Raw genomic sequence first — 16961 nt, 5'->3', positions numbered from 1 at the left:
GTTCTGACAGACTGGGGACGCGCAATCACACATGAGGGAGCAGGCGTGGAGGAGAGCAAGGTCCCGAAGGTTCAGCGGCTCGCCGCTGAGCTTCGAGACAAGATCCGACAGGGCGTGTATCCGCCCGGGTCCCCCCTGCCGAAGGTCCGCGACCTCCAGGAAGCTGAAGGGGTCGCCTTCCAAACGGCTCGGGACGTGTACAAGGTGCTGGAAGACGAGGGGCTGATCTTCTCCCGCCGGGGGGAAGGGACCTTCGTCTCTCCCATCCTCGGCAAGATCCACCGCGACGGGACCGGCCGGTACATCAAGGCCGCCCGCGAGGAGGACGGCGCTCGCGGCGCGTTCGCCAGCGAGATCGCCCGCTTGGGCATGACGCCGTACTCCGAGACGGTGATCAGCCGTCTCAAGCCCCCGGCCCGGGTCGCCAAGATCCTGGGCACTCACCACGCCGCGAAGGTCCTGGTCCGCGCACGCACCATGCGTGCCAACCAGACTGTCGTCCAGGTCGCTACCTCGTACTTCCCCGGCGACGTCGCCTTCGGCACCCAGCTCGAAGAACAGGACACCGGCGAGGGTGGCAGCAAGTCCCGCCTGTCAGAGGCCGGCCACGCCCAGGTCCGCATCCGCGAAGAGATCGACGTGCGGACTCCGACCAAGGACGAGGCAGAGGCCCTGAGCATCCCGGCGTCCCGCTCTGTCTACGAGATCACCCACGTCGGCCTCACCGCTGAGGGACGAGCCGTCGAGGTCTGCATCCACGTCCTGCCCACCACTCTGTGGTCGCTCAGCTACGAGTGGCCCATCGACCAGCCCGAAACCTGAGAGGACCCACCTTGAGCACCAAGAACGCGATCGTCCGTGACGCGACCGAGCGGTACCTGAAGGAGCGTCGGGAGTCCGGCGAGAGCCGCGGCGCCTTCGAGACCGAGATCAAGCGGCTCGGCGGTACCCCTCGCGTCCAGACCGAGGTCCGTCGCGGCGCGGCTCCGGCGGAGGTCGCCGCCATCCTCGGCATCTCGGAGACCGAAGAGACCGTGATCCGGGCCCGCCACATGTACAACGACGACCAGCTCGTCCAGCTCGCCGACTCGTACGTGCCTCTGGACGTCGCTGAGGCCGCCGGGATCGAGAACCCCGACCCGGGCCGGGGCGGCATCATCAGCCGGATGGCAGAGGCCGGGTTCGCACAGACCGAGGTCATCGAGGAGGTCGTCCAGTACCCGGCCACCCAGGTTGAGGCCGACGCCTTCGGGGTCGAGGTCGGAAGTCTGCTCCTGCAGATCACCCACATCGGCCACACCGCCGACGGACGGGCGGTCGAGGTGACCGTGCACCGGCCGGGTCCCGGCTGGGTGCTCCGCTTCAGCACCCCGCTGAGCTGACGCCCGTGGGGCCCGGAACCCCGGGCCCCACGCTCCGTTCTGCATCACAACGCGGTCACGCCGCTTCATCGTTGGCGCGGCAAAACGGGATGGATCGTCCCGAGCAAACATGCAGGATGAAGATCCACAGCGGGGTGCACGATAAGGCCCCAGAAACGCCGAAGGCGCCCTGGCCGGGGCGCCTCGGTCACTGCAAGGCCGGGATGGCTGTCCCGGCGAAGTTCGAGCGGTACGAGAAAGGACGCTCGTCAATGAGGGTACGAGATGGATCGGCCCCGGTGCCACACCGCCGGGAGAACAACACGGCTGCAACCCGGGCGCTCCGGGCAACATTGCTGGCCAGCGCCCTGCGGTACGCCGAGCGCGGAATGTACGTCCACCCCCTCCTGGTGGGTGCGAAGGAGCCTCGCTGGCTGAACTGGGAGACGCGGGCGACCCGCGACCCGGAGGTCATCGAGCGGACGTGGGGCCGAGCCCCGTTCAACATCGGCATCGCGTGCGGGCCCTCGGGCCTGGTCGCGCTCGACCTTGACGTGCCGCACGAGGGCGAGGTGTCCGGTTCCCCGGAGATCATGGACGGCATGACGATGCTGCACTCTCTCGCGGCCCGGACGCCGGGCGCGCGGATCACCCCGACGCTGACGGTCCGGACGCCGAGCGGCGGCCGGCACCTGGTCTACCGGGCACCGGCCGGGGTCGCGGTGCGGAACACGGCGCGGACCCTCGGGTTCTGCCTCGACACCCGGGCGGCGGGCGGGTACGTCGTCGGCATCGGCTCGGTGGTCGACGGGTCGGCGTACGTCCTCGAGGACGGGAGCCCGACCGATCCGGCGGTGCTGCCGGAGTGGCTGCTGACTCTGGTCACGGCTGCACCGACGCCACCCAAAGCCGGGGGAGCGCCTCGCCGGGCCGATGTGGTGGCCCGGCTGCGGGAGATGACCCGGCAGGGGACCCGCGAGCAGCGGTGGGCCGCGGGCATCCTGCGGTCGGAGTGTGACGAGCTGGCCGCGATGAAGCAGCCGGGTGGGCGGAACAACCGGCTGAACCTCGCGGCGTACCGCGCGGGCCAGCTGGTGGCGGCCGGGCTCGTGGACCAGGCCGTCGCCGAGGAGCACCTGACGGAGGCCGCGCAGGCGGCCGGGCTCGGGGTCGACTCCCCGCGCGAGATCGAGAAGACGCTCCGGTCCGGCATGACCGCCGGCCTCGCGCGTCCGCGCCGGATGGGCGGTGCCGCCTGATGCGAACCGCACCCCAGGACACTAAGGGTCAGCGCCACGTACACCACGCCTCGGACCTGATGAAGGCCCCGCGGGCGCACCACCGCCCCGGGGCCCGGCACCCGAGGAGTGGCCTCGAATGCGAGACCGTCGTACCCCGTCGTACCTGCTTGCGTCGCCCGCTGATGAGCGGGGGTGCGGCGTGAGCGAGGACATGAACCTCAGCCCCGAGGACCTCGCCGCCTTCCGGGCCTGGAAGGCGCAGACGTCTGCGACGCCCCCAGCCCAGCGCGGGAAGGGGAAGGGCGCCGCCGGCGGCGCCGAGAAGATGAGCGTCGCGGACCAGATCATCGCGATGGCGGACAGCCGGTACGAGTTCGGCACCTCCGACGCGGGCGACCTGTACGCGGTGCCGAAGGACGGCCCGCGCATCGCACGTCTGCTGCGCGGCGGGCGGATCTCGCTGCGGGCGGAGCTGGCCCGGACGTACTACGGCCTGCACGGCAAGGCGGCGTCGTCGTCGGCGCTGGCGGACGCCATGCTCGCCATCGAGGGCCGGGCGCAGGCGGAAGACCCGGTGCCGCTGCACCTGCGGGTGGCGCCGCTGGGCAAGCGCCCCGAGGGCGGCCTGGTCCTCGACCTCGGACGGTCGGACGGCACGGTCGTCACGATCACCCGCGAGGGGTGGACGGTGGCCCCGGCCGCCGAGGGACAGCCGCTGTTCCGGCGCTCCCAGCTCACCCAGCCGCTGCCCATCCCGGTGAGGGGCGGATCGCTGCGGGAGCTGCGCGGCCTGCTGAACGTGACCGAGGAGTCGTGGCCCCTGATGGTCTCGTGGCTGGTCTCCGGACTGGTCCCCGGCATCCCGCACCCGCTGCTGTTCCTCTCCGGCGAGCAGGGCACGGCGAAGACGAGCGCGACCAAGATGCTCGTGAGCCTGCTCGATCCGTCGGCGGCGCCGGCGCGGTCGACGCCGAAGGACCCGGACGACTGGGCAACCGCGGCCGTGGGCTCGTGGGTGGTCGGCCTCGACAACCTCAGCCGCATCCCGGAGTGGCTGTCGGACGCGATGTGCCGCGCCGCGACCGGCGACGCGAACGTGAAGCGGACGCTCTACAGCGACAGCGACGTGACGGTCCAGGAGTTCCGCCGGGTGCTGATCGTCAACGGCATCGACGTCGGCACGCTGCGCGGTGACCTCGCGGACCGCATGATCCCCGTGCACCTGCACCGGATCACCCAGCGGCGGACCGAGACCGCGCTGTGGGAGGCGTACCACGAGACGCACCCGCGCATCCTCGGCGCGCTGCTCGACCTCCTGGTCCAGGTCCTCGGCAAGCTCCCCGCGATCCGGGAGAAGGCCGACCGCGGGGAGATCCCGCTGCCGCGTATGGCCGACTACGGCCTGATCATGGCGGCGCTGGACGAGGTCTACGGCGTGCCGGAGAAGTCGATCCTGCGCGACTACCTCCAGCAGCGCACCGAGCTGGCGGAAGAGGTGGTGGAGTCCAACCAGGTCGCCACCCAGCTCCTGCAGTTCATGAAGCGGATGCCGCCGCGCCAGGAGGACAACGTCCAGTGCTGGGAGGGCACGGCCGGGGAGCTTCTGGACGAGCTGACCAGCCAGGTCGGCATGACGAACGACAAGTGGCCCCGCACGCCCGGCGCCCTGTCCGGCCGGATCAACCGTGTCGCCTCCGACCTCGACAAGCTCGGGGTCGACATCGCCCGCACCAAGTCGGGCAGCAAGCGGTCCCTGACCATCACCTACATCCCGAAGCCCGACCCGGCCGCCGAGCCTGAGCAGCCGGACCCCGTCCAGCAGACCATCCCCGCGTAGCGTCCAGCGCCGCCGCCGACCCGCCCGTGCCCAGCACCGGCGGGCTTTCGGCGTACCCGCACTCAGGGGCGGCTTATCTAGCTTGATTGAACGAGAAACCCCAGGAAGGCACGGCCATGTCGGTGGGTCCTGGCGGGGGAGCGGGGTCAGCTCCTGGCGGCATACCGGGCCCAGGCGTCGGCGAGGACATCGAGCGCGGCGTCGGAGGCGCCGGCGCTTTCGAGGTGGTCGGCGTACGTCTCCAGCTCGTCGGGGCCGTCCGGCCAGCCCGGATCTGCCGCCGCGTCCCTGGCGAGGTCGCCGATAGCGCCGTTGACCTGCGAGAACTGCGCGAGCCAGCCGCCGAAGCCTTCCACGGGCCCGTCCTTCCGTCGTCCGTCCCGATCCAGGGCCGCACCCTACCGCCGGCCGCCGACAACGCTTACGCAGCGTGAGGGGACACAGGGACGGTGGGACGCACATGGGGTGGGACGCACCGAGGGACGCACCTGTGAAATGTGCGTCCCTTGGGGCGCAAAGTGCGTCCCTGGGACGCACATCGTCCCTGGTGCGTCCCAGGTGCGTCCCTGCCATTGACCTGCCGCGCGTCCGTTATGCAGCTTTCAGTGGGACGCAGGGACGCACTTGACCCCCTCATCTCTGTTGGAATGACGAGAAGAAGGAGAGAGAAGAGAGATGTCCCCGCAAAGTGCGTCCCTGCGTCCCAAGCGTCCCTGCCGGGCCGCGCCCACGATCGACAGAACGTGATCACCTACGAGCCGCAGACGGCGACGATCCGCACCGCCGCGCCCGGCGCCCCGCTTTTGGGTGGCCCTGATCAGCCCCGTGCGGCTTCAAGCCGCTTCGCGGAGGGGAGGCAGGCACCACCTTGCGCAGCCGGGCCGCAGCGCTCAGCGGGGCGTACGAGCGCGGCGGGGCGTGTGACGTGCGGCAGGCGGCGGTCCGCGCCCGGCGACGGCCGGGAGGCCGGCCGCGGCCGGTTCGGCCGTCGACGGTGAACGCGCGGACCGCAGGGAGCCGCACCCGGGGGTGCCGAGCGCGTACGCGCTCGTCCGCTTTACCCTCCCCCTCCAGGTCGCGCGGCCCAGGTGCGCCCCACACACCGGGTGCGTCCCAAAGACCAGCTCAGGACAGCAAACCGCCCGCATTCCCGCCAGCGGAAAGGCCGGTGGAAATGCGGGCGGAAAGCCGGACGTCAGACGGCGAGCGGCACGAGCTGGTGGTAGCAGCCGAGGCAGACCGGCAGAGGGGCGGAGGTCTCGCTCGGCGTCTCCACGCGGATCAGCAGACCCGGCTCGGCAGGACTTGTGCAGGCCGGGACCATCTTCGAGGCGTGGAACAGGGCGCACGCGCACCGGCACCCGCCGGGCCTGTCCTGCTCCCACTCGAACATGGCGGTCAGCCGGACGGTGAGGATGGGCGGCAGCGAGTCGGTGTCGAACGACGTCACGCGGCGCCCTCCTCGGCCTTTTCGGGTCCCGGGTCCTGGATCTTCAGCCGCCGGAAGTACGCCTCCAGCGCGTCCTCCACGAGCGTCTGCGGGTTCAGCCCGGTCTGCTCGACCGCCACGGTCAGCTTCCGGTCGGTCGGCGGAAGGATGCGCACGGTCAGCGGAACCCGCTCGGGACCGCGCGGCCGGCCCCGGCGCCGGGGAGCGCGCGAGCGGCCGGTCGAGGAGGGGGCGGGCCGCTTCGGAGTGGCCGCGGGCTCCGGCGCCTGGTCCTCATTCTCCTCTGCTGATTCGCCAGCGTTTCCGCTTGCCGAATCGCCAGCGGCGGAATCGTCCCCGCCCCAGGTCTCGGGGTTGTCCCAGTCAGGCTCCTTGGCGCCGCTGAGGTCGGCAGGGTCCTTCTCCTGGGTCTTGCGGATCTCCTTGTCGGACTCGGCAGCCTTGTCCAGGAACGACGGCATCAGCGCTTCTCCTCAAGCGTCGGGACGGTGTGGTGCAGCAGCTCGCGGTATCCGGAGATGAGCAGCTTGGCCTCGCGGCCCGGGGCTGCGGTGATGGGCATGGACCCGGTCCGGCAGATCTCGCGTACGGAGTAGTCGTGGAGGACGGTCGGCAGCACCAGGTCACCCCACCGGTCCTGTAGCTGCTCCTGCCAGTGCCGGTGGACCTGGGTGAACTTCTTGCCCGTGGGCACGATGCTCCGCACGATCCCGGCGATCTCCAGAGCCTCGTTGAGGCCCCCGGGCGTGGTGTAGTGCTCGATCGTGGCCATCGCCTCCCGGGCACCGAGGTACCCGTCCTTCTTCAGGGTCGAGGGGATCAGGATCTTCCGGGACGCGATGAGGGCGGAACCCACGATCTTGCCGCCGGGCCGGGGAGGGGCGTCGATGAAGACGACGTCGACCAGGTCCCGCAAGCCCCACAGAGCCCGCTTCAGCCGGAACTCCATGCCGGTCGTCTGGTCGGTCTCCCGGTTGCCGAACTTCCGGACGGCCGGGAGGACCCAGGCGTTCGAGGGCCAGTGCTTCCCGGCGCGCGTAAGCGTCTCGCGCGCGATTTCGGCAGGGTCGCGGGGGCGCTCGTCGGGGTCCACGAAGTAGATGTCGTTCACCGACTTCTTCGGGTCGGTGACGCCCATCTCGTCGGTGAGGGTCGCCCGCGGGTCCAGGTCGACGCCGGCGACCCGCAGGCCGTACTCGGCGGCCACGGCGATGAGCCCTGCCGTCAGCGACGTCTTCCCGACGCCGCCCTTCTCGCTGACCTCAGCGACGATGTCCGGATCTTCGGCCACAGGGTCCTCCTTCCTTCTTTCAGGTAAGCCGAAGAGTGCCGACCCCGCTTGCCTAAGCGCAAGCTGGCCCGCAAGCGGAAAAGCCAGCAGAAGGGCAGCAGGAATCCGTGTTGTCCTCGCGCGCTATCTAGCTAGATTGAGCGCAACTGACCAGGCAGAAGCGACGGATGATGGGCTGGGGGTTGTCAGCGGGTGGCGCGCTTGACCGCTGCGCGGATGATGTCGCCGGTGGTGACGACCTGGTCCTGAAGCTGGGCTTTCTGCAGTATGGCGTCGGCGTCCGGCCGGGGAGCCATCGCCGCGCACCACAGGTCGAGGATGGTCACGGCGCCGCGCCGTTCGGCCTCGCGGAAGATGACCTCCGGGCCGTCACCCCACCGGGTCTGCCACTCCCACAGGGCGGTCACGGCCGGGGCGGACGTCCAGTAGCAGGCGCGCACGAGCTGGTCGCCGAGGAGGCCCGGGAGCTTGACGTACATCCGACCGGTCAGCGTGGTCGGCTCGGACCCGCTGCGCTGGTAATGCTGCGGGCCGGTGCCGACCCGGCGGCCGGGCACTGCGGCCTCCTCGGCGGGGACGGGGTCGTACTCACCGTCCATCCGCCGGCGCTTCAGCTCGGCGCGCACCTCGCGGGCCACCACCAGGTCGCGCGTCCCGGCGAGCTTGCCTCGCTCCCGGAGCCTGCGGAACTCCTTGCGGATCGTCCCCCGGGCCTCGCTCAGCGCCTTGCCCCGCAGGAACTGGACGCCGTACGCCTTCCGCGTCTCCTCCAGCCACTCCCGCTCGGCCTTCTTCCCGGCCTTCACCACCTCGTTCAGCGCGGTGAGGTCGTCGGGCTCGACAGCGACCACGAAAGGCATCAGCGACATGGCGCGCAGTCTAGCTAGATAGACCGGCCGGGAATCCGCGCGGGCGCGCGCGTAGGACGGTCTCACGAGTTCCACGGTGTTTGCGAAGTCGCTAGCATTTCCGCTTGCAGGAAAAGGCGTAAGCAAGCTAGATAACGCGCCCTTAAATACGCAGGTCAACCCGTGTTTTTGGGTTGTTGCGCGGGGCCGTTCACGGCTCTACCTTGCCGTACAGGAACCCTCACAGGAGGTTGTCTTGCCCAGCTCCATCCCGCCGCTTCCCGGTCTCACCCGCTACACCTGGTGGGGCGCCGTACCCGAAGGCCTGCTCACCAAGACCCAGCTCGACCGGCAGGGCCTCAAGCCGGGCTCAGACCCGGTCGGCCAGGTGCTCTACCACGGCAACTGCTACGCGCCGCTGTACGAGGTGAGCGCCGCCGTGCCCAAGCGTGGGTGCTCATCCGCGCAGCGCGCCGCGCTCGACCGGGCCCGGGAGCTTCAGTACGTGTGCCGGCGGTGCGGCGACCGCCGCGACTACCCGCTCGGCAGCGGGCGCTGGTGCGAGCCGTGCTCGTACGCCGCCGGGCTGTACGCCGCGCACGCGAAGGCCCAGCGGTTCGCCCGCGAGATCGTCGGCGACCCCGGCGCGGCCCTCGTCGTCGTGGCGGCCGGCCCCGGCGAGTACGCGCAGCCGGAGACCGTCGCGGTCATCCGCGTCCACGACCAGGAGCTGCTGCACGAGGGCCAGGCCGGGGCGTACGGCACGCCGGAACGCGGGGCGCTGCTCGACCGGCTCGATGTGCTCCTGGACGGCCGCCGCGTCGTCCACGAGACCGACCGGGGCCCGGTCAGCCGCTACCCGTTCATGCTCGTCACGCCCCCCGGGCAGCTCGTCAGCAGCGAGCGCGACGGCCTCCACCCGTGGCTGAGCCCGCACCGCGAGAGCGCCGAGAAGGCCGACTACGTCTCGCGGCTGTGGCGGAACTGGTTCGCCTGGACGAGGGACGAGTGGACCTCCATGGCGAGCGAGCCCTGGGACCAGGAGCGCGGGGTGTGGGTCGGCTGGGAGTCCACGGCGCAGGCCGCCGACGACGCGCGCGGCCTGGTCGCGCTCCTGCACCGGATCGCCGAGGGCACCGAGCCGGTATGGGAGCGGGCCCGGTGGATCGAGGACGGTCACGGCGAGCCGGAGCTTCCCCGGCGACGTCGCCGGCGGACGACCGCGACGGCCTGACAGATCTTGCAACTCGGTTCCGTCCGGGACGATACGAGGGCCCGCGCTCACCAGCGCGGGCCCTCGTCATGCCGCCGGGCGTCCGGCCGGACGGCGCGATCGTTGGGTGGGATATGGAACTGAGCGAGGCCGGGCCGGGCGTCGAGGAGCGAGCCGCGGCGGTCGCCGACGCGGCGTGCGAGCTGGTCGACGCAGTGACGCCGACGACCTGGAGTGCGAGCGCCCTCGAGGACGCGGCCGACGCCATCGACATGCTCGCCGAGGCCCTGGCGGCGATCGACCCGGAAGCCGCGCGAGCCCTCGCGGCGGTCCCGGCCGCCACCGCCGCACTGCGCCGCCGACTCGCCCCGGCCACCGTCGAGGACGTCGCCGAGGTGCCCAGGACGCGCTCCGGACGACCGCGCCGGCGCGGACTCGGACCCGGCTGGAAGGGCGTACGGGCCACCGGCTGAACTCCATCAGGAGGTCCAGCATTCGATGTTCGACAAAACTTGTCGGACATTGCGGACTCGACGCAGGTCACGGCGCTGAAAGTCGAGCGGCGGCAGGCCGTTTCTGTTCCAACTCAGGTGCAAGGAGAGGTGCGGCGGGTGTCCGCCGGGAGGTCCACCAGGAGGTGGTGGAGGACTCCTGGGTGGCGCTCGGGAGGTGGTTGCTGGAGACACACGCGCGCCTGGCCGTTCGGCTGCGGGTCTCGCCGTGGCTGACTGTCGTGGGCTGAGGTCCATACAGGCGGCTGGGAGTCCACCAGGTCCCGCGCCGACCGGCGCCGAGTAAGGGGTCGAGGAGAGGTCAGAGGACGGAGCCGGGGGAGAGGGGCGCGGCGGGTACCCGGGGCACCCGGTCTGATCATCGGTCCCCCGTGGGAGACGGCTGTCCCCGCCCGGGGCCTGTTTCATAGGTGGTCGCTCGTGAAACACCCCGCCGCGCGGCGATCATGCTGGGCGTTTCTTGTTTCATGGGTTGTTTCAGATGGCTTGCCGATTGAAACAGACACATGAAACAGTGATCGCGTGAGCGACGACTTCCTGCGCGTTGAGGCGCACGACTGCCCCATGTCCACCTGCGCGGTTCCGGCGGGCTCGCCGTGCCGTACGACGAAGGGCCGGGTGGCGATCCAGTACCACACTGCCCGGTTCCGGCTCGTGCCCTCGCTGGCGAAGGCGCTGAGCGTCCCCGTCCCTCCCGTGCGCAAGCCGGGCACGCCCTGGGTGGAGCTGCCGCGTCCGGCCGGGGCCGGCGCCGAACCGGTCGGCCACGTCCGCATCGGCTACGCCCGCGCGTCCACCGCCCGCCAGTCGCTCGACTCCCAGCTCGACTCCCTCGCGGCGGCCGGGGTCAACCGGGTCTTCTCGGAGAAGGTCTCGACCCGCGCCACCAGTCGCCCGGAGCTGGAGAAGGCGGTCACCCTCGCCCGCGAGATCCGTGCCTCCGGCGTCGCCGTGACCCTCGTCGTGCACGAGCACAAGCGGCTCGGCCGCGGCATCGACCTCGCCACGCTCGCCGAGGAGCTGCGCGCCAGCGACGTCGGGCTGGAGTTCCTCACTGGCGAACTGCAGGGCAGCCACGATCCGGGCGGCGTCGTCTTCACCGTGCTCGCCGCGCTGTCGGGCATGGAGCGCGAGTACATCCGCGACCGGACGCTGGAGGGCCACGAGTCGGCGAGGAAGCGCGGCAAGGCGATCGGCGGTGCGAGCGTCACCGACGACGACATGCTCGGCATGGCGCTGCACCTGCGGGGCCAGGAGCTGAGCCTGCGCGAGATCGCGGCCCGGCTCGTCATCACCAAGGGCGCCCGGAAGGGTCAGCACCCGTCCCCGGCGACCGTCATGCGAATGCTGCGCGAGCACGACGAACGCACGGCCGCGACGGAGCCCGTGGCGGCGCTGGAGGCCGCTGAGAGCGCCTGAGAGCACCACAGGGCACCAACGGGGCCCCGAAGCCGTCCACGGGCGGTCTCGGGGCCCTTCTCGCGCTTCCACGCGATCTCCAGTTCGTCAGGAGCGATCCTGCGGTGGAAACGACGGATGGCAACGGGTGGATACGGCGTCGCCGCCCCGGTATCCACCACGGCGGCCGGGACGACGCGCACGGCAGCGGGCGGCAGCGAGGTAGTGCTCACTGATATCAGTGAGCCCGGCCGGGCACGGCCGCGATGAGCCCGCGACGGGCCCGCGACGAACTCCCCTTCGGCCTCGACGTCGTCGCGGGCAACCGGTCGTGCGTCGTGTCGTCGTCGCGGGGTTCGTCGCGGCCGGGAGGACCTGACGGGCGGTCGCCGGCGGAACGGTTCGCGGTACGCGTCGTGCAGGCCAGCCCTCTCGTCAGCCGCACGCGGCGCGTTCACCGTCGTGCGGTTTTCCGCGCACGGTTCGTCCGCGCGCGGAGGATCGGCCGCGTAAGAAGACCATCCCCCAGAAGACCAACTGGTCTCTCCTCCGGACGTCGTCGTGCAGCTGCACGCGCACGGCTGGAGGCGGAAGCGAGTTAGTGCGAACTGGGCCCAGTTTCCGCCCGGGTGCAGTCGGCCCCGCGCGGGTTTCCGGCGTCGACCGTGCACGGTCGAGGACGAGGGTTTCCGCCGGCGGACGCGGCACCGGTCCGGCACTCCACTCGCGTACGGGAGACGGCAGCGAGTTGTGGGTCACTGACCCCAGTAACTGCGGACCGTCGTACGGGCGTACGCGCGCGTGGTCCTGCGCAAGTTGCGCAATCAGCCGTCGATCCGTCCGGGTTGGTCCCGGTGCTGTGGCCATCGCGCGCGCCCGCGAAGGACGGTCCCAGAAGTCCCAAAACTCGACCGGTCCGCCGGACACGCGCGCGCCCGCGATGAGCGGTCCAGAAAGTCCAGAAACCCCGACCGCCGGGATCGGCGAGCACGACCAGGAGCACGACGACGTCCTCGGTCCCGGCCGCGCTGCAGAACAACGCCAGAGACAAGTAGTCGGCGCCGGACATCGCCAACAATCCCGTCTGCTGTGCAGGTCGCACGGCTATCCCGAGGCGCGCTGTGATGACTGCGACGTGCCCCAGGGCGCGACTCAGGATGCGACCGAGGACGCCCCTCAGGGCGGCACCTAGGACGTGACCCAGGACGCGACTTCGCACGGTCTCCCGCCACAGGGGGTCCCGTAGAGAAGTAGTCGGCGTCCGCGAGCTCCAGCGGCGCCCCCTTGACCCCCAGGTCAGCGGTGCACGACGACGGCGGCCGCGGTCGTCTGGGGGCAACTTGTGGGGCAAGTTGTGAGGCAACTTGGAGGGCCACTTGTAGGGCAAGTTGTGAGGCAACTTGTAAGGCAAGTCGGCTCACGGCCGGTACGGATATCCACCGCCGTACTCGGCGAGCACGCCCGTGGATATCCGCCGCTTCGCGTGACCGTCTCCGCGCTCCGCGCTTCATGATCGAGACGGTCACACCTCATGCATTACGAATGACCCAGGTTTCGTCCGTGACGAATCGTCAAGCCCACTCGCCGCCCATCGAGTGGGCTCCACCGTGTCGTCGGGAGTGGTGGCCACCGGGTGGAGTGGACCGTCCGGCGCCCGCCTGAGTGGCCTCCACCGTGTGCACGGGCGACCCACTGAGTGGACTCCTTGGGGGCGGTTGGACCCGCACAGTGGAAAGTGGAACTCCCTTGACCGGCCTCCCATTCGAAGGTGGTCAAGGGGGTGTTCACCGTCGCTTCTTACGCTCGGCGCGCTCCAGGCGACGGCGCTCGGCTCGGGAGAGCTGGGACTGTGCGACGGGGGCGGGAGCACGCGATGGGAGGAACCCCGGGCCGCGCAGCTCGTCCGCGACGGCCTCGCACGCACCCAGGAGCAGCGCCCGCTGGTCGGTGGTAAACCGGCCGGACTGCACGTCGCCCGCGAGGTACTGGAGCGCCTCGAACCACTCGTGAGCGTTCTCCGGGAGGGTGTACGGGGCGCCGCTCGCACGTTCCGCGGGGACGCGCCGCACCTCCCCCGGGCCGCGCCGTACGACGGTGCGGGTGACCGTCTCGGTGCGTTCGATGACCTCTCGGACCGGCTCGGTGGTGCGTCCGCCGGCGTCGACCGGGCGGTCCGCGCGGGCCTGCGCGGTGCGCAGTTCGGAGGCCCGCTTGCGGTGCGAGTCCTTGCAGTAGCGCGGGGGCCGGCCGACGCCGGAGTAGTCGATCGGGTCTCCGCACCACTCGCACGTACGGCGCACCAGGCGGTCGTGCACGGTCGTCTTCACGCGCTCGCCGAGGACGTCGGCGTGCTCCTGGTCGTCGTTCCCGGTGGGCAAAGGCGGCTGAAGATTCGTCACGGACGAAACCTAGGTCATTCGTAATGCATGAGCTGTGACCGGGTTGCTCTTGCGGCGGAATCGGCGCAGGTCAGCAGGGGCGATGCAAAAGTGCCAGAGGTGCCCGGTCACGCGGCCACCTTCAACGGGTGGCATGACACCTCTTGCAACTCCGCACGCGCGGGTCCGCCGGGCGGGCCGGAGAGCAAAAGTGCCAGAGGTGTACTGCGTCGGGGCGGCTGTCCGGCGGTGTGCTCCCGGTCGTGGTTGTCGGCGGAGACCGGGGTGGGCGAGAGGCCCCCGTCCTCGGCCGGAGCAAGTTATCGGCGAAGCCACTCTTCATCGCGGACCGGGGGCGGTCCGAGTCGTGGTGGCGCCTGCGGGTGGGGGAGGCTCGCGCCCTACTCTGGGCATGAGGCGACCCCCGGCACTTACCCTGCCGGGGGTCGCTTCGGTGGTTCGAGTGTCCTACTCGTGACGGCCGCCGGTTGCCTCTTCGAGCGCAACGAGGACCAGGCCGTGGTCGACCATGCGCACCTTCGGGATGTCGCCCCGGTCGGCCATCACCCGGACCGCAGGCAGCTTGTTGAGGACGGCGACCAGGAGGTCGAGCAGCGCGCCGAGGATGCGCGGCCGGGCCTCGGTGTACGCCTCCCACAGCTCCGACTCGGGGCGGCGCTCGGTCAGCGGGCGCAGCTCCACGGCGACCGTGCGGTCCGCCAGCTCGGCCCGGATCTCGTCGGGGGCGAGGCTCCCGGCGAGGATGAACGCCCGGTCCGGGCGGGGCACGAAGGGGAAGGGCTCCCCCAGGCCGCGCTTGGTCATGGCGCTGCCGCTCACGGCCACGCACAGGGCGTCCGACTGCCAGTCGGGGACACGGGCGACGTCGTCGAAGCCGACGACCCGGGCGGCGTCCGTGGCGGCGATCCACTCGTCCTCGTCGGCGGGCAGCCGGCGGAAGGGCGAGCCCGGGTCGACCAGGTGCTGAAGCAGCAGGGCCGCCACCGACTTCCCGCTGCACGGTGCGCCGGTGAGGAGCAGCACCGGGCGGGTGATGTCGGGCAGGAGCGCGGCGAGGAGCCACCCCGCGACCTTCGCCCACTCCTCGTCCTCGAGGTTGAGCAGCGCGCGCAGCTCGGGGAGCGACCCGCCCGGGACGGGCACGGGGAGCAGCTTCGTGGCGGCGGTACGCCGGAACTCGGGAAGCTCGACACCGGCCTGGACGACCTTCCAGCCGTCGCGGGTCACGGTGACGGCGGCGGTGCCATGTCCGAGGTCGAGCACCAGGCCGTCCTCGGGGAGGAAGCCCAGCGGCGCCACGCGCAGGTGGCGGGAGGGGGTGTTCGTGTTCGTCATGCAGTCCGTCCTTGTCGTGGAACGGGGCCAACCGCTGGCCCCGGGGCTGTCGTGCTCAACGGGTCACCGGTCGCCGAGGAGCTGCGCGACCATCGGCCCGGCCTCCTCGTTGACCCGCCGGGCGACCTCGTGGACGACCCTCTTGGCCTCCTCGAGCAGGCCGCGGCCCTCGGTGTGCTTCGGGGTCGGCAGGTCCCAGCCGGTGGCGGAGATCAGGATGTTCGAGACGGTGAGGACGGCCGGGCGGCCGGGCTTGAGGTCGGGCTCCCAGGGGTGGCGGTACTTGTCGTCACGGGCCGCGATGTCGTAGCGAGTCGTCCAGTCCTGCCACGGGTGGCGGGGCCGGCGGTCGGCGGGCAGGTCGCTGAACCACAGCGGCACGGAGACCTTGAAGGCGAGCGAGCCGACGCCGTCCTCGTTCTCGGCCCAGACCGCCTCGATCCCCTGGAGGTCGGGGCGGAGCATCACGTAGCCGGTCAGCACGGGCGGCGTGGCCACGCGCCAGGCCGCCGCGGCGAACTCCTCGGTCGGCAGCGGGGTGCCCGGGGTCTCGTCGTGGAAGTCCCCAAGGCGCTGGCTGAGGTAGACGCCGTAGCGGCTGTGGCCGTCGCTGGCGCCGGAGCGGTCGCCGGTCTCGTCCACGGACACGAGGGTCGTGGGGGTCCAGTTGGTCATCGGTGCGGGTTCCTCTCTGGAAACGGAGCGGGGCCGCCGTGGTGGCGGCCCCGGGGTCATCCTGTCGTGCGGGTGAGACAGTCCGGGCCGGTTTGAGCCGCTACGCCCGGCCGGGCTCGCGGGCGGCCTGGTCGAGGATGTCGGCGTGGTCGAAGGCCAGCGGCGGCAGGCTGGAGGCGGGCCACCAGCGGGCCGTGCGGGCGTCGTCCCCGGCGACGATCGGGGTGCCGGCGGGAACGACCACGAGGTAGGCCGTGGTGACGTACCGGCCGCGCGGGTCGCGGTAGGGCCCGTCGAAGACGCCGATCTCCCGCAGGTCGTCGGCGAGGACCTGCACGCCGGTCTCCTCAGCCAGCTCCCGGGCCGCCGCCGCACGGCTCGTCTCGCCCCGGTCCACATGACCGCCCGGGAGCGCCCACGCGCCCTCGTACGGCGGCCAGCCGCGCTCGATGAGCAGCACGTCGCCGTCCGGCGTCATGGCGACCACGTCGGCGGTGTAGCGGATGGCCTCGGGCTCGGGCTCGGTCCGGTTGTGGACTCCGGCGGGCAGCAGGTCCTGGTCGACGTCGCGGTGCTCGATGGCGGCCTCCTCGCCGACGCCGAGCAGCAGCTCGTGCGCGAGACGGGCCAGACCGACGCTGCGGTGCCGGCCGCCGGTGCAGCCCCACGCCATCGTGACGTCGGCGCCGGTGTCCTCGGCGAGGCCGCGGGCGGTGGCGACCGCGTTGAACGCCAGCCGCTCGGCGCCCGGGGTGTCCCGGACGTGGTCGTAGACCTCCTGGTCGAGGCCGGTGCCGTGCTTCAGCTCCGGGTTGTGGAACGGGTTGCGGAGCAGGGCCCGCAGGTCGAAGACCAGGTCGGCGGTGGGGGCGGGGGCGTGGCCGTAGCCGAAGGAGATGATGCGGATGGTCATGGTCAGGAGTCCTCGAATCGGTCGGTGGCGCAGGACGGGCAGAGGGTCATCTGCGGGTACTCGGCACGGTCCGGGTCGACCGCCGCGGCGTACGGGTCGTCCATGACCGTGACGTCCGCCTCGCGCTTGCCGCACGTCTCGCAGCGCAGCAGGAGCGGCGCCAGGAGGTCGAGGGCGTGGCGGATGCGGTCGCCGGTGCTGTCCTGGACGTGGCCCTGGGCTTCGTCCAGCAGCTCGGTGACGCGCTCCATGTCGTCGTGGTCGACGTCGCCCATCGACACCGTGATGGTGCCGACGACGTCGGCGACGGCCGCGAGAACGCCGGCGTCCGGCTTGGCCGGGTCGTACAGCGCCTGGAGAGCGGCGGCGTGCGGGCCGACCTCCTCAGTGCGGCACGCAGCGTCCCGGAGGCGTTCGAGGCCGACGCGGACGATGGCGACGGCCGCCTGCAGTTCCTGGTCGAGGGTGAGCTTCGAGGTGCGGTCCAC

17 protein-coding genes are annotated in these 16961 nt (G+C 71.4%); 7 read left to right on the top strand and 10 right to left on the bottom strand.

The features are described from left to right. Positions 1-45: 45 nt before the first annotated feature. From AB8O64_RS37140 to AB8O64_RS37125, 4 genes are all read left to right on the top strand, one after another. Positions 46-822 carry a GntR family transcriptional regulator gene (locus AB8O64_RS37140; protein WP_370424397.1) on the top strand — a complete coding sequence of 259 codons (777 nt, stop codon included), beginning with the start codon at positions 46-48 and terminating at the stop codon, positions 820-822. Between the two features lie 11 nt (positions 823-833). Next, entirely contained in the window at positions 834-1382 is a 549-nt protein-coding gene (locus AB8O64_RS37135) for a UTRA domain-containing protein (RefSeq protein WP_370424396.1), read from the top strand. A 251-nt stretch (positions 1383-1633) separates the two neighbouring features. Then, the gene (locus AB8O64_RS37130; RefSeq protein ID WP_370424395.1) at positions 1634-2620 is read left to right on the top strand and encodes a bifunctional DNA primase/polymerase; all 987 of its coding nucleotides are present in this window, start codon (positions 1634-1636) and stop codon (positions 2618-2620) included. 181 nt (positions 2621-2801) lie between these two features. Continuing rightward, entirely contained in the window at positions 2802-4439 is a 1638-nt protein-coding gene (locus tag AB8O64_RS37125) for an ATP-binding protein (RefSeq protein ID WP_370424425.1), read from the top strand. Positions 4440-4585: 146 nt separating this feature from the next. Here AB8O64_RS37125 and AB8O64_RS37120 read toward each other — a convergent pair whose 3' ends face one another. The 5 genes from AB8O64_RS37120 to AB8O64_RS37100 all read right to left on the bottom strand — a co-directional run bounded on the left by AB8O64_RS37120 (position 4586) and on the right by AB8O64_RS37100 (position 8049). Then, on the bottom strand, positions 4586-4795 hold the full coding sequence (locus tag AB8O64_RS37120) for a YozE family protein (protein ID WP_370424424.1): 210 nt from the start codon (positions 4793-4795) through the stop codon (positions 4586-4588). Between the two features lie 839 nt (positions 4796-5634). Next, positions 5635-5889, bottom strand: a complete 255-nt coding sequence (locus AB8O64_RS37115; RefSeq protein ID WP_370424423.1) for a DUF6372 family protein — start codon at positions 5887-5889, stop codon at positions 5635-5637. After that, positions 5886-6350 carry a hypothetical protein gene (locus AB8O64_RS37110; RefSeq protein WP_370424422.1) on the bottom strand — a complete coding sequence of 155 codons (465 nt, stop codon included), beginning with the start codon at positions 6348-6350 and terminating at the stop codon, positions 5886-5888. Before AB8O64_RS37110 ends, AB8O64_RS37115 begins: the two co-directional genes overlap by 4 nt. Further along, positions 6350-7180 carry a ParA family protein gene (locus AB8O64_RS37105; RefSeq protein WP_370424421.1) on the bottom strand — a complete coding sequence of 277 codons (831 nt, stop codon included), beginning with the start codon at positions 7178-7180 and terminating at the stop codon, positions 6350-6352. Before AB8O64_RS37105 ends, AB8O64_RS37110 begins: the two co-directional genes overlap by 1 nt. Positions 7181-7365: 185 nt before the next feature. After that, positions 7366-8049 carry a hypothetical protein gene (locus AB8O64_RS37100; protein ID WP_370424420.1) on the bottom strand — a complete coding sequence of 228 codons (684 nt, stop codon included), beginning with the start codon at positions 8047-8049 and terminating at the stop codon, positions 7366-7368. Between the two features lie 235 nt (positions 8050-8284). Between AB8O64_RS37100 and AB8O64_RS37095 the strand changes: the two genes are divergently transcribed. The 3 genes from AB8O64_RS37095 (at position 8285) to AB8O64_RS37085 (ending at position 11172) form a co-directional block, all read left to right on the top strand. After that, on the top strand, positions 8285-9262 hold the full coding sequence (locus AB8O64_RS37095) for a hypothetical protein (RefSeq protein ID WP_370424419.1): 978 nt from the start codon (positions 8285-8287) through the stop codon (positions 9260-9262). A gap of 113 nt (positions 9263-9375) precedes the next feature. Next, positions 9376-9714, top strand: coding sequence for a hypothetical protein (locus tag AB8O64_RS37090; protein WP_370424418.1), 339 nt, complete (start codon positions 9376-9378; stop codon positions 9712-9714). 561 nt (positions 9715-10275) lie between these two features. After that, positions 10276-11172: a recombinase family protein gene (locus tag AB8O64_RS37085; RefSeq protein ID WP_370424417.1), complete on the top strand. Its 897-nt coding sequence runs from the start codon at positions 10276-10278 to the stop codon at positions 11170-11172. A 1763-nt stretch (positions 11173-12935) separates the two neighbouring features. On the opposite strand, the gene AB8O64_RS37080 is transcribed toward AB8O64_RS37085, so the two are convergent. The 5 genes from AB8O64_RS37080 to AB8O64_RS37060 all read right to left on the bottom strand — a co-directional run bounded on the left by AB8O64_RS37080 (position 12936) and on the right by AB8O64_RS37060 (position 16961). Further along, positions 12936-13550, bottom strand: a complete 615-nt coding sequence (locus AB8O64_RS37080) for a hypothetical protein (protein ID WP_370424416.1) — start codon at positions 13548-13550, stop codon at positions 12936-12938. A gap of 447 nt (positions 13551-13997) precedes the next feature. Continuing rightward, positions 13998-14885 (bottom strand): hypothetical protein, encoded by an 888-nt coding sequence (locus AB8O64_RS37075; protein ID WP_370424415.1) that lies wholly within the window; start codon positions 14883-14885, stop codon positions 13998-14000. A 63-nt stretch (positions 14886-14948) separates the two neighbouring features. Continuing rightward, positions 14949-15560, bottom strand: a complete 612-nt coding sequence (locus tag AB8O64_RS37070) for a hypothetical protein (protein WP_370424414.1) — start codon at positions 15558-15560, stop codon at positions 14949-14951. A 100-nt stretch (positions 15561-15660) separates the two neighbouring features. Further along, the gene (locus AB8O64_RS37065; RefSeq protein ID WP_370424413.1) at positions 15661-16473 is read right to left on the bottom strand and encodes an RNase adapter RapZ; all 813 of its coding nucleotides are present in this window, start codon (positions 16471-16473) and stop codon (positions 15661-15663) included. 2 nt (positions 16474-16475) lie between these two features. Beyond that, positions 16476-16961, bottom strand: coding sequence for a hypothetical protein (locus AB8O64_RS37060; protein WP_370424412.1), 486 nt, complete (start codon positions 16959-16961; stop codon positions 16476-16478).

It is taken from the genome of Streptomyces sp. QH1-20, from assembly GCF_041283565.1.
Taxonomy (GTDB): domain Bacteria; phylum Actinomycetota; class Actinomycetes; order Streptomycetales; family Streptomycetaceae; genus Streptomyces; species Streptomyces syringius.
Note: the sequence above shows the minus strand (reverse complement) of the source record. Positions and strands in the feature narration are given on the sequence as shown.

Coding starts and splice junctions, on each gene's coding strand:
- AB8O64_RS37130 (WP_370424395.1), top strand. CDS start 1,634: ATGAGGGTACGAGATGGATCGGCCCCGGTGCCACACCGCCGGGAGAAC.
- AB8O64_RS37110 (WP_370424422.1), bottom strand. CDS start 6,350: ATGCCGTCGTTCCTGGACAAGGCTGCCGAGTCCGACAAGGAGATCCGC.
- AB8O64_RS37100 (WP_370424420.1), bottom strand. CDS start 8,049: ATGTCGCTGATGCCTTTCGTGGTCGCTGTCGAGCCCGACGACCTCACC.
- AB8O64_RS37090 (WP_370424418.1), top strand. CDS start 9,376: ATGGAACTGAGCGAGGCCGGGCCGGGCGTCGAGGAGCGAGCCGCGGCG.
- AB8O64_RS37075 (WP_370424415.1), bottom strand. CDS start 14,885: ATGACGAACACGAACACCCCCTCCCGCCACCTGCGCGTGGCGCCGCTG.
- AB8O64_RS37070 (WP_370424414.1), bottom strand. CDS start 15,560: ATGACCAACTGGACCCCCACGACCCTCGTGTCCGTGGACGAGACCGGC.
- AB8O64_RS37065 (WP_370424413.1), bottom strand. CDS start 16,473: ATGACCATCCGCATCATCTCCTTCGGCTACGGCCACGCCCCCGCCCCC.